This is a genomic window from Paenibacillus glucanolyticus NBRC 15330, assembly GCF_004000885.1.
GTDB classification, from domain to species: Bacteria; Bacillota; Bacilli; order Paenibacillales; family Paenibacillaceae; genus Paenibacillus_AQ; species Paenibacillus_AQ glucanolyticus.
This window is the reverse complement of record NZ_BIMC01000008.1, coordinates 71,538-84,317: the sequence shown is the minus strand read 5'-3', so window position 1 is coordinate 84,317 and position 12,780 is coordinate 71,538. Positions and strand designations below refer to the sequence as shown.

Annotated in this window: 10 protein-coding genes; 2 read left to right on the top strand and 8 right to left on the bottom strand. The window is 51.0% G+C overall.

The features are described 5' to 3' along the window. Positions 1-12 precede the first annotated feature (12 nt). Positions 13-528, top strand: a complete 516-nt coding sequence (locus PGL02S_RS13970; protein ID WP_036638661.1) for a DinB family protein — start codon at positions 13-15, stop codon at positions 526-528. Between the two features lie 47 nt (positions 529-575). On the opposite strand, the gene PGL02S_RS13965 is transcribed toward PGL02S_RS13970, so the two are convergent. The 7 genes from PGL02S_RS13965 to PGL02S_RS13935 form a co-directional block, all read right to left on the bottom strand. Next, entirely contained in the window at positions 576-1,697 is a 1,122-nt protein-coding gene (locus PGL02S_RS13965; RefSeq protein ID WP_235187330.1) for an anti sigma factor C-terminal domain-containing protein, read from the bottom strand. A 126-nt stretch (positions 1,698-1,823) separates the two neighbouring features. Next, complete coding sequence (locus PGL02S_RS13960; RefSeq protein ID WP_036638659.1) at positions 1,824-3,248, bottom strand: alanine/glycine:cation symporter family protein; 1,425 nt, start codon at positions 3,246-3,248, stop codon at positions 1,824-1,826. A gap of 237 nt (positions 3,249-3,485) precedes the next feature. Beyond that, the gene (locus tag PGL02S_RS13955) at positions 3,486-4,259 is read right to left on the bottom strand and encodes a MerR family transcriptional regulator (protein ID WP_036638657.1); all 774 of its coding nucleotides are present in this window, start codon (positions 4,257-4,259) and stop codon (positions 3,486-3,488) included. 220 nt (positions 4,260-4,479) lie between these two features. After that, positions 4,480-5,247 carry a hypothetical protein gene (locus PGL02S_RS13950; protein WP_036638655.1) on the bottom strand — a complete coding sequence of 256 codons (768 nt, stop codon included), beginning with the start codon at positions 5,245-5,247 and terminating at the stop codon, positions 4,480-4,482. 261 nt (positions 5,248-5,508) lie between these two features. After that, positions 5,509-6,705: an acyl-CoA dehydrogenase family protein gene (locus PGL02S_RS13945; RefSeq protein WP_036638652.1), complete on the bottom strand. Its 1,197-nt coding sequence runs from the start codon at positions 6,703-6,705 to the stop codon at positions 5,509-5,511. A gap of 85 nt (positions 6,706-6,790) precedes the next feature. Next, complete coding sequence (locus tag PGL02S_RS13940; RefSeq protein WP_036638650.1) at positions 6,791-7,570, bottom strand: alpha/beta fold hydrolase; 780 nt, start codon at positions 7,568-7,570, stop codon at positions 6,791-6,793. A gap of 25 nt (positions 7,571-7,595) precedes the next feature. Then, complete coding sequence (locus tag PGL02S_RS13935; RefSeq protein WP_063455984.1) at positions 7,596-8,189, bottom strand: TetR/AcrR family transcriptional regulator; 594 nt, start codon at positions 8,187-8,189, stop codon at positions 7,596-7,598. Positions 8,190-8,376: 187 nt separating this feature from the next. On the opposite strand from PGL02S_RS13935, the gene PGL02S_RS13930 reads away from it, so the two are divergent. Further along, positions 8,377-11,499, top strand: coding sequence for a glycoside hydrolase family 2 TIM barrel-domain containing protein (locus PGL02S_RS13930; protein ID WP_036638646.1), 3,123 nt, complete (start codon positions 8,377-8,379; stop codon positions 11,497-11,499). Between the two features lie 193 nt (positions 11,500-11,692). On the opposite strand, the gene PGL02S_RS13925 is transcribed toward PGL02S_RS13930, so the two are convergent. Further along, positions 11,693-12,760: a hemolysin family protein gene (locus tag PGL02S_RS13925; protein ID WP_006208111.1), complete on the bottom strand. Its 1,068-nt coding sequence runs from the start codon at positions 12,758-12,760 to the stop codon at positions 11,693-11,695. Between the last annotated feature and the right edge of the window lie 20 nt (positions 12,761-12,780).

Genomic DNA, 12,780 nt, shown 5'->3' with positions numbered 1-12,780 from the left:
GAGGAACTTGTTATGAATACAAGGCCTGATTCTCATGAGTATTTGCCCCTCGCTGAACCGTACGTCTCTCTGGTCCCCGAGGGCAGCATCACGGAGATTTTGCAGCAGCAGCATGATGAAACGTTAAAATCTCTCAGCGATCTGACGGAAGAACAAGCCAATTACAAGTATGCAGAAGGCAAATGGAGCTTAAAACAGGTGGTTGGGCACATCGCCGATGTTGAGCGCTTGTGGAACTACCGCATACTCTACATTGCGCGGGGGGATGCCCGTGAATTCTCGGGTTATGACCGCGAAATTTTTGTCCGGAATTCTCCCTTCGGCAGTCTTCCGTTGAGAGAAGCCCTTAAAGATTACGCCGCTGTCAGGCAGTCCAGCATTACGCTCGTAGGAAGTTTGACGGAGGAAGCGAAGCTGCGCGAGGGCACGTTCAACAATTACCCCCTCTCCGCCCGCGCTGCCGCTTACGTCATTGCAGGTCATGAGCTTCACCACCTGAATATTCTCCGGGATAAATATTTAACGTAATGTAAGACCTGTGCAAGATTCTTCGTCATCTTGGCTGTATCACGTATCTACATAAACAAAAAGAGGAGGCCCTCCATGAAGGCCTCCTCTTTATCGTTTTCAAACCTAATCCCAATTCCAAACCTCGATGCGGCCCAAGCGGTTTCCCGGAATTGCGGCTGCTCCTTCAGCTTCTCCAGCTCCCGCACAGGTCCCGTCACGGTAGCGCCGTAAACCTGAACCCCATGTTTCTTCAAATATGCCAGCCGCTGTTTGTCTATGTCCACACCGTTGTATTGAATGCTCTCGGTCAACCATTTGAGGTCGGAGATCATATTCGCAGTATGCTCCGACATCTTGCCTACATCCTCAGCTGTAAAATAGAGCCCCCACATAGACAGTCGATTGTCCTCCTCGAACGCGTACAGGGGCCGTAGGGTAAGGTGCGGAACATAATAGTCTTTGCCACCGGCAACGGTTCGACCAACCTCGAATTCCTTAAGCTCTCCCGCATATACGGGCATTCCCGTCACGGCCAGGTCATAACCTTCCAGAAGTTTCAGCAGCTGCTCGGGCTGCATTAAAGTCATCGTTGAAAATGACATATCCGCTACATTTCCGTCATCCATTCTGCCTAATTGCTCGATCCCCTCCTCCTTGCGCTGTTGATCAGGCAGCGTCGTTTGTTCAGACATAATCGATGCAGGCAGAATAAACGCCCCTTGCATATCACTGTCACTATTCAGATAAGCCCCGGTATCTTCAACGGAATACGTCAACTCGCCAAACAATGGCTGCTCAGCTCGAACCTCACCGGTAATGACTTGCCATCCCCCGATATCTCTATATAACTTCAGCTTTGCGTTCTGGGTCAGGAGGGGCGTAACCTCAACATTCGGAAGACCCGTTTTCTCCACCTTAACGCCGTTTCCATGCAGCTCTACCGCCGTGATAACAGACCGGATAAACCTATCATTCCTCTCCGGGGTATCAAAAAATATCTGACTGAGCGACAAATACAGCACGTACAAAAGATAGAACAGCAGCAGCGCTCCCACCGCATTCGACAACAGCCTCACGCGCGTCCGCCACACCATCCGGTTAAACTTCTTCTCGCTCCACTCGGGCTGTTCATCCTCGAAATCCCCGTTCCGGAGCACTTGCTTCTCCTGATCCTCATCATTGCGCATACTTCTACGCCTCCCCTTCTCACCTAGACAACGGTTCTAACGCGCAAATGTTACAGGTAAAAATAAAAAAATCGTCACAGCCGCAACAAATGCTGCTGCCATGACGATTCCACATTCATTCATCTATTATTGCGCTTCAGAGGACGAGGTGTTCTGTCCATCCCAGCACTCCACATCATGGAGCCCTGGAATGCTGTCCTTGGTGAAGACAGGATCCAGACCTGCCCGCTTCTGCTTCAAGTAGTCCTTAAGCGCAGCGAAGGCCTTCCGGGAAAGGAGTGTGATCGCCACAAGGTTTACAATGACCATCAATCCCATAAATAAATCCGCCAGATCCCACACCAGCTTCACGCTTGTAACCGAACCAAAAATGACCATAGCCAGCACGGCTACCCGATAGATCCAAACCCAAGCCCGATTCGACTTCAAAAATTCGATGTTGGTCTCCCCGTAGTAATAATTGCCGATCAGCGTACTGAACGCAAACAAGAAGATCATAATCGCCAGGAAGTCGGACGCCCACGCTCCCATCTCCATACCCAAGGCAGCCTGTGTCAGCGCGATCCCGTCAAGCCCGGTCTGCTTGTACGCGCCGGTGAAGAGAATAATGAAGGCCGTGCTTGTACATATGACCAGCGTATCGATCAGCACACCAAGCGCCTGCACCAGCCCTTGCTTCGCAGGATGGCTTGTCGTTGCGGTTGCTGCGGCGTTCGGTGCACTCCCCATTCCCGCTTCGTTGGAGAACAGGCCTCTTTTGATTCCGTTCAGCAACGCCGCACCGATAGTCCCGCCAGCGATTTGCTCGTAACCGAACGCGCTTTTGACAATAAGAACTAACACTTCCGGCAGCTTGGTAATGTTGGCTAATACGATAAAGAGTGCCGCACCGACATAAACCACCGCCAATACAACAACGATCAGCTCCGACATTTTGGCAATCCGCTTCACTCCGCCAACGATGATCGCCGCAAAAATAACCGCCATGATGATCCCAATGGTTAAACGATCCGCGCCAAATGAATTCTCGAAGGCAATCGTAATGGTATTGGATTGAACCGCGTTAAAGACAAGGCCGAATGATAACGTGATCAGGATTGCAAACAGCACGCCCATCCACCGTTTCTTCAATCCTTGCTGCATATAATAGGCCGGGCCGCCACGATAACCGCCCGCTCCGTCCTTTACTTTATAAATCTGAGCCAGCGTGCTCTCGATAAAGCTTGAGGCTGACCCGATAATCGCAATAATCCACATCCAGAAGACTGCCCCGGGGCCGCCAAGGGAGATGGCCAGAGCAACCCCCGTAATATTCCCTGTCCCGACACGCGCCGCCATACTGATGGCAAATGCCTGAAAGGGCGAAATACTGCCCTTTGTTTTACTTTTGGGTTCGCGGATTACCCGGAACATTTCACCGATCAAACGAAACTGCAGGAACCTGGTCCCCACTGTGAAATACAGGCCAACCGCAATCAGCAATACGATGAGCAGTTTAGACCAGAGAAAATCATTAAAGATATTAACGGCATACTGTACAATTTGATCCATATTCTACCCTCGCTATATAAGTCATCACCCATGGTGTAGGTTTGTGAAAAATAGTCCAATTTTCATCTAACCATTACTTCCCCCTCAAATACAAGAGGTTAATTGTGGAAATCAGGGGCTTGATGAACAGCGCGGGTTCTTCTTGGCCTTCCATATAAGAAAAGTCCCTCTCTACTGCGTGTTAACAACAGTGAGAGGGACTTGCAATCAGAGCAGGGCAACTCTCTTCAGCTTGCCTTATATGGACGGAGGTTTTGCGCCCGTATAGATCAGAATCGCATCCCGAAGGAACTCCGCAGTTCCGGGATGCTTCTCATCGTAATGGGCCGTAAAGCGCTCATCGTCGACATACATCTGAGCAAGGCCGGCATGGGCTTCCTTGCTGTAATCGTTCCAATAATAAGTGAGCCACCGCTTGTGAAGATCGGCTGCCTTCTGCGCCAGATCGCTGGCCGGATCGCCTTGCTTGAACGCTTCGGCCAGCGTCTCGTACAGATCCTCCGCGAGCCGCGTCACTTCATCATGCTGTGCCTGCGTCATATTTTTCAGCTTGGCATTCGATTTATTCACAGTCTCTTCGCCATACTTCGCGCGAATTTCCTTACCGTATTTCTGCTCATTATCCTCAATCAACCTCTGTTTGAATCCTTCGAATTTCTCTTGGTCACTCATGGTCATTCTCCCTTCCGTGAAGGCGATCGTGTTCTCCACATTGGTAATCAGCATATCCAATTGCTTTCTTTTGTCCAGAAGCTGTGCATGGTGTTCCTGGAGCGCCCGGGATCTGTTGAAGGATGGCGAGGTCAGAATTTCTTTGATACCGTCCAGATGAAGCCCGAGCTCCCGGTAAAACAGGATCTGCTGCAATTGATCGACCTCCTCCTGCCCATAAATCCGATATCCCGACGAGTTGATCCTGGCCGGCTTCAGAATGCCAATCTCATCGTAATACCGAAGCGTCCGGGTACTGATTCCTGCCAACTTCCCAAGCTTCTGCACCGTGTATTCCATGGTTTCACCTCCTGACAACACCACTGTACACCTTCACGTAACGTTAAGGTCAACACATTGCTCGAAAAAAATTCAGGACCAAACCAAAAAGTCCCCCACACAAGGTGGAGGACTGAAAACTCGCCCCATAGGATAGCGGGCGACCTCTATCATGAATGGCGGCGCGGCAGCATCCATTATCTTAGCGTAACCGCACCTGTTTCAAGCAAATGATACATCGTTATACCGCTTCATCTTCGGTATCAGTTTTAGCAGCAGATCCCGATTTATCCGCGTCCGTATGCTTCTCGTTAATCCACTGCTTCAAGGGCTCGGTCATTTGATCTTTCAGCTTTTGCAGCAGCTGCTCCTCTGTAATTCCCTTGGTGGCAGCCATCTCGACCAACGATTTACCATCTTCCATGCCTGCCTTAAGCTCGTCCTCCGTTATACCGAGCAGAGCGGCTATTTCCTCCGGATTACCGAATTTCCCGAAGCCATGCCCCTCTCTGCCATGACCTTTCATCCCAAAACCGGGATCACTGCTCGCCACCATTTGCTCCAGACGGGCGCTTAGCCCCTCCTTCCACTCGGCTGCTTCGGTTTCCGTAATACTGCCCTCGCTCAGACGTTCCTCAATCTTGGCGGTCTCCAGCTCGGTGAGCTTCTGTACCAATACAGCTTTCGTCATCCCTTTACCTTCGGCAATCTCGGCAAATGTACTGCCGCCTTCAAGCGCCGTTCGGATCTCGGCCTCGGTCAGTCCGAGCAGCTCAGCCGTTTCTTTCAAGATGTTGCCTCCGCGGGGACCTACTCCCTTATGATCCATCCGCTTACCCTCCCAGTTCTTTACGGAATCAGATGTGCCTGTCTGCCCTTCTTCAGTAACCGAGGCGGAAGTGTCCGTGCTTGCCGCGGCGTAGGTCTTGCTCTGCAGATATCCGGCTCCTCCCAGCGCAATCGCTGCCGCCATGCTGCCCACTAATACTTTTTTACTTATCGTATTCATCGTAATCTCTCCTTCAGGGTTATAGTTTGTCTTACCATTTGAAGTATAGAGAAGGAAGCTGAAAGTAAACTTAGGGGAAGATTATGCCAGGCTTAGGCCTAGCTGAAGGTTTGCTGAATGCGGGGTCGACAACGTAGAAAACCAACTGATCCTGCACAAAAAAACTGCCGGGGATGGCCTCCCGGCAGTTCGTGTTCATCCATTCCCTTCACGATCATATAGCATGCAACTCCATACTGCCTAACCTATTATGAAGGGCCTTTATTCATCCCCCTCATCCGCAGCTTCCTGAATGGCCCGATTGGCCAGGTTAGTCAGCACCATGTCGTCCATTGGCGGGTTATGAAGCCCTGCCCGAACATCCCTGTACATTCTCTCCAAGGGGAGATTCCGGGATAGACTTAATCCACCGACTATCCGCATAGCCTGATCTACAATCCGGACAGCTGCGTTGGTCACGATGTATTTGGCGAGACCGAGTTCGGGCTTTAGCGAAGCGCGGTTCTCCACTTCCTTGTCCCAGCGGTCGGCCGTTTGATACAAATAACTTCGGGCTGTGAGCAGATCCACCTCGATTTGAGCGATCTGGCGTTTAATATTCGGCAATTCCGCAATGGGGACTGTCAACGAATTCGGTTTATGATGTCGTGCAAAATCGATAGCAAAATTGCGCGCGGCATAGGCAATCCCCATATAACATGCCGGTATGTGAAGCAGGACGCCTTCTGTAGGTACGGGTTCCTCAGGTTTCTCATAATCAAGTCCACGGATCACTTCCGCATCCGGCACAAATACATCCTCCAGAATCACATCATGGCTTCCCGTCGCGCGCATGCCCAGCGTATTCCAGGTCTCCTCAACCTTGACACCGGGCCCGCTGCGAACCAGAAATGCACCAACGTTCTCGCTGTGCTCCATTCCCGCCGTAACAACAAACTGCTTCAAAATCGGACTTAATGTGCTGAAGGTTTTACGTCCCGTAATGCTCCAGCCACCCGTCACCCGCCGTGCAGTGGTCTCCGGCCTTCCGCCCCGGCTGGGGCTTCCCGTCGCAGGCTCGCTTGCCAGCTCATTCATGACGACGCCTTCAGCCACAACGTCCTTGCACAACTTCTCAAATAACGGCGCCGGCCAGGCACCGGAAAGACGCAGCTGCAGCATTTGCCCAATATGCCAGCCGACGGCCAGCGCAGTGGAGCCGTCTCCTCTGGCAAGCCTTTCCTGGGCAAGCACCATCTCGTATACGGAGGCTTCTTCTCCGCCGAAGGATTCCGGCACGGTCAGCTTCAGATAACCCGATGTCTTCAGGTCTTCAAAATTCTCGAACGGAAACGATCCCTCCAGATCATGCTTGGGTGCTCTTTCCGCGAATTTCGCTCCGAGCTGGTCGGCCCGAGCAACAATCCATGCTTCGCGTTCATTACGTATGAATGGATCTGTATAACCGAACCGATTCAAGGTCGTCCCCTCCTCATTAACCTATTATTCCGATGGCTATATACATAAAATTGTAGCAACCCTATTTTGGAGTGTCAATGAAGGGCTAAATATCGTTTCCTGCCAGAAATGAAGAGATGGCTTCATTCACTTCATCCGGGTTATCCAGATTCGTGGCGTGGTGGGCGTTCCGGATGATTTCCAATCGCGCATTCGAAATCCTCTCCAGCATGTATTCCTGCTGCCTGCGGATCATCGTGTCGCTTTCGCCCTGAAGAAGCAATGTTGGACACTGGATCTTGTGCAAGTCCTGCCTGCTCTCCATTCGGGTAACCGCATCCCATATCCGAACCCAATCGCGATGCGTTATGGAGCCGAAGGCTTCCTCGATATAGGCCTGATTGTCCTTATTATATTTGGATAACATCTTGCCCTGGATTTTCCCCGATAAAGAGATCGGCATGAGGTAACTCGACCAACGGTTCAGCGGCACAAACATGCGCTCGAACCAATTGAACGCATTCGTGAATGGAGTGCCTATCAGTACCAGCGCTTCAACCATGTCAGGATAGCGAACTGCAGTCTGTAACGAGATATGACCGCCCAGAGATAACCCGCAAAGGATAGCTTTATCTATGTTCAGATGATCCAGCAGATCCGCCAAATCCCGGCTGAAATCCTCCGAATTCACTTGTCCATCGGGCAGGGCAGACGAACCATGTCCCCGAATATCCCACACGACGGTTCTATGAGTTTGCGAGAAATAGTCGATCTGCGGCCGCCATTGCTTATGATTCCAGGAGGCCCCGTGTGTAAACACAAGCGGCTTCCCTTCCCCTTGTACTTCATAATACAAATCGACTCCACTTCCGTTATAAACTGGCATGACGCTCCCCCTTCAACTCATGAAATTACGGCTTATCGCTGTTTGTTAACGAGGCAAATATCACATCAAAGCACTCATCAAACAGTTCGTCCAATGACCGGTTGGACTCTTTAATCCAGATCAGCATGGCACCGCTGATGGCAGCCTGTAATACCCTGCTGAGCGAAGCGACATCACATGGAATGATTTCGTTGTTTGTTATCGCCTGGTTCAGCATCTGCCGGGTAAACTCATCGATCAGCCGCAACCGGTACTGCGTCTTCTCCAGCAGATCGGGATCGGCCGTACTCTCCAGATAGAAGGAAGTATGGTTAGCCAATTCAACGGGATGGCTCATACGTGAGGTAGAGTGCTTGAACACGGCCTTTAGTGCATCGATTCTGGGTTGATCAGACAGGCTGGCCTCATGGAAGGATTGCCGGGTTAATTCAATGACATAATCGCTGTATGCCAGGAACATATTCTTCTTCGAGCCGAATCTCTTCATTAAGGCTGCCGGCGAGATATGCATCTCATGCGTGATATCCGTTAACGCTACTTGACCGTAGCCTTTTTTGCACAGTGCTCTGTAGACGCCATCAAATATGGCCTCGTCTTGAAATTCGCGAGGTCGTACCATCCAATACACTCCAATCAATTAGTGAATGATTATTTACTAATCATTATTTCATAGACCTTTTTACATGTAAACCCTTAATTCCCGGCCGCTTATCTTAGAAACGTGAAATATGTCTTATTCTCTTAGGCGGGTTTAACCTCTATACTGGCAGTAGAAGGAAACCATAATCTAGGAGGAGCTGAGCAAATTGCGTACGAAGTTCGTTTACCAGGCACCTGCAAACGGTTATCCCGAATGGAATAATAACCCCCATATCTTTCAGCTAAATCGTCACAAGGCACACGCTTATATGATGACGTTCCCATCCGAATCCGAAGCGTTAAACCACGACCACTCCTTGTCCCCCTTATATAAGTCATTGAATGGGACATGGAAATTCGCTTTTGCGGAAACACCGGAAGCGCGCATCCACCATTTCCATGAAGCCGATTATGATTCCAGCAGTTGGGCCGACATTCCCGTCCCTTCCCATTGGCAGCTTCAAGGCTACGACTATCCTCAATATACGAATGTCAGATACCCTTGGTCCGATTCGGAGCCTGAATTGAAAGCTCCCTTCGCGCCAACCCGATATAATCCCGTAGGCTCCTACATCCGGGAATTCACGGTACCCGATACATGGGAGGGGCAGCCGGTTTATATTAGCTTTCAAGGTGTTGAATCCGCTTTCTATGTATGGGTGAACGGCGAAATGGCCGGGTATAGCGAAGATACGTTCACACCGGCCGAGTTCGATATTACTCCCTATCTGATCAAGGGCGGGAACAAATTGGCTGTTGAAGTATACCGATGGTGCGATGCGAGCTGGCTTGAGGATCAGGATTTCTGGAGACTTAGCGGCATCTTCCGTGACGTCTACCTCTATTCGGTCCCTGCGCTTCATATCTCGGATTTCTTCGTGCGGACGATTCTCGATGATGATTACCGGAATGCCGAGCTGCAGATTGATGCAGCCATCACGAATTATTTTAATGAAACCATCGATAAGGACACCCTTCGGCTTGAGGCGCTGCTGTACGATCATGACCATCGACTGGTTCAGAAGCAATCACTCACCATCGCGGATTACATTATTGATGAGGGCACCTTCTCCCTGGGCATGGACGTTCATCAGCCTGAACGATGGAGCGCGGAATCCCCCGGCCTCTACACTGTAGTTCTGGCATTGAAAGATTCAGATGGGGCATGCCTCGGAGCGGTAAGCTGCCGCACGGGCTTCCGCCGCTTCGAGCTTAAAGACGGATTGATGCGAATCAATGGGCAGCGCATTCTGTTCAAGGGTGTCAACCGGCACGAATTCTCCCCTGATACCGGACGGGCTCTAAGCCGCGAGGACATGATCACCGACATTGAACTGATGAAGACCCATAATATTAATGCGGTACGGACGTCCCATTACCCGAATCATTCCATATGGTATGACCTTTGCGATGAATATGGCCTATATGTCATTGATGAAACGAATCTGGAGACACACGGCACGTGGGTGTATGGGCAGCAGGAACTGGAGGATACGATTCCGGGCAGCAAACTCGAATGGCGCGACAACGTATTGGACCGCTGCAATTCGATGTTTCAACGAGACAAGAACCACCCCTCCATCCTCATCTGGTCATTAGGCAATGAGTCTTTTGGCGGCGACAACTTCATAGCAATGCATGATTTCCTTAAGGAGGTCGATCCATCGCGGCTGGTTCATTATGAAGGGATATTCCACTACAGGGAATCCGAAGCGGCCAGCGATATCGAATCCACCATGTATGCCAAGCCGCAGGATGTGGAGAAGTATGCAACCAGCAATCCGGGCAAGCCCTACATTATTTGCGAGTACAGCCACGCGATGGGCAATTCATGCGGCGGGCTTCACCTCTATTGGGAGCTGTTTGAGAAGTATGACATCTTACAGGGAGCCTTCATATGGGATTGGATCGATCAAGCGATTCGCACCCAGACACCGGACGGTACAGAATACCTTGCATATGGCGGGGATTTTAACGAGACGCCGCATGACGGCAATTTCAGCGGGAACGGTCTGATCTTCGCGGACCGCAGCAAAACGCCAAAGCTGGATGAAGTGAAAAAATGCTATCAGAACGTCAAATTCGAAAGCACCGATCCTGCCGCAGGTCGGATTCGGGTCAGCAACCGCTTCTTGTTTACCAATCTGGATCAGTATCTTGTACAATGGGACGTGCAACTAAACGGAGAAGAGAGCCAATCCGGCACACTTCAGCTTTCCCTGCCTCCGGGCGAGCATACCGAATTCTCGATTCCCTGCTTTCCTATGGAACATAATGGGAAGGAAGCGATTCTTACCCTCTCCCTCGTGAGGAAGGAAAGCGTCAAGTGGGCGCCAGCCGGACATGAAGAGGCCTGGGAACAGTTCGCTCTTACGCCATACGTTACGGAAAAATCGGAGCACGGCGCTCATGGGCAGACGGATGCCTTGCTGGATGTTACCGAGTCTGAAGAAGACCTCCTCATCACAGGGTCTGCCGTTTCGCTGCGCTTTAACCAGATCACCGGCGATCTGACATCTTACGCGCTGTCCGGCAAGGAATACTTGCGAGCTCCCGTCAGACCTAATTTCTGGCGGGCCGTTACCGATAACGATCTGGGCAACCGCCTCCCTGAACGCTGCGGCGTATGGAGAACCGCCCATAATCAGCGGAAGCTGATATCGCTGAGCTGGCAAACCGAGGGCCCTGCCGTTATCGTCTCCAGTCAATATCAGATGGAGACCCACCCCATATCCAGCCTGACCCTGGACTATCGGATCTTCCCTGACGGAACGCTTCATGTGCATGAAACTTTCATTCCTGGCAGCGGCTTGCCCGAGATTCCGGAAATCGGCATGCTGTTCCTGCTGGATAACGAACTGGACACCCTCCGCTGGTACGGCCGCGGACCTCATGAGAATTATTGGGACCGGAAGACCGGAGCCAAAATCGGCCGATATTCGGGGAAGGTGGCGGATCAGTTTGTCCCCTATCTGAGACCCCAAGAGTGCGGGAATAAAACGGATGTCCGCTTCGCCAGCCTTAACGCAGGAAGCAGCGGCGTCGGCCTCCGTTTCGAAAGCCCATCGCTCATGGAGTTATGCGCTCTGCCGTGGACGCCGGATGAACTGGAACGTTGTGACCATGCTTATAAACTTCCCGCAAGCGATAAAACCGTCCTGCGCATCAACTACAAGCAGATGGGTGTAGGCGGCGACGACAGCTGGGGAGCGCCCATTCATGAGGAATTCACCCTGCCTGCAAACCGTACGTACAGCTTCGGATTCACGATTAGGCCAAGCCCAGGGTGAAATATATGAATGCTGGTTAACCGTGACCCATTGAGCAGCCAGAATATTGCGCAGAGGCCAGAACGCAGGTCACACTGAGAATTCCGATAGAAACATAGAGAATATAACAAAAAAATGCCCTCTCACCTCCCAAATGGAGGGAAGAGGGCATGGTTATTTACTTTTTCTTGATCGGGTGCGAATCCTATATCACTTACGCCTGTACGCCTTGCAGCTCATTGCGATCCGATTCGTCCCGGATATCCCCGACGATTTCTTCCAGAATATCCTCCATCGTCACGAGTCCGGCGGCAGCGCCCGACTCATTCGTTACAATCGCCATGTGGACGCGGGATTGCTGCATCTTGATCAGGACGTCTTTGATTGAGGACGATTCCGAAAGACGCGGCATCTCATGAATAAATTCATGCACGGCGCAGTCCCTTCCAGCCGCAATGCCTGTCAGCATCTCTTTGGTGTTGATAAACCCGATGAAACGATCGGCATTCCCTGCTTCGGCAACCGGATAGCGGGTATAATCATACTCACCCAGAACCTCAATGATTTTAGCAAGTGGCCAGCCCTGTTCCACCGTAATGATTCGCTCTCTAGGAATCATGATTTCCTGTAAGGTGCGCTCATCAAAAGCGAATATATTCTTCAGGTAATCCAGCTCAGTTTGGTTGATCTCGCCGCTCTCGTAGCTCTGATCCACAATCCACTTCAACTCCTCCTCGGAATGGACCGTCTCATGTCCAGCCGGCTTTACGCCAAATATACGAAGAAGAAGACGCGAAGCTCCGTTCAGTGCATAGATAAACGGGTACATGATTTTACCGAACCAGTATAGAGGCGATGCCAGCAGCAGCGTCATCTTCTCGGCAAATTGGATCGCCAATGTTTTCGGTGCCAATTCTCCGATGACAACGTGCAGGAATGTGATAATCGAAAGAGCAATGACATAGGAGAGCACGGTTGCAATGGCAGCCGGCACATCAAATCTCTCAAACAGAGGATGGAGCATCCGCTCAACCGTCGGTTCGCCCAGCGCTCCGAGTACGAGCGCCGTTATGGTTATCCCGAGCTGGCAGGCAGACAAGTAGTAATCCAGCTCGTGTGCTACCTTCTTGGCCTTGACTGCTTTTTTATTACCCTCTGCAATCAATTGATCGATTCTTGACATCCGTACCTTCAATATCGCGAATTCGGCTCCGACAAAGAACGCTGTCAGTCCTATAAACACAGCTACTAAAAATAAGTTTAACACGATTATTCCGTCCAATGATTTCCCTCAGTCGAGGG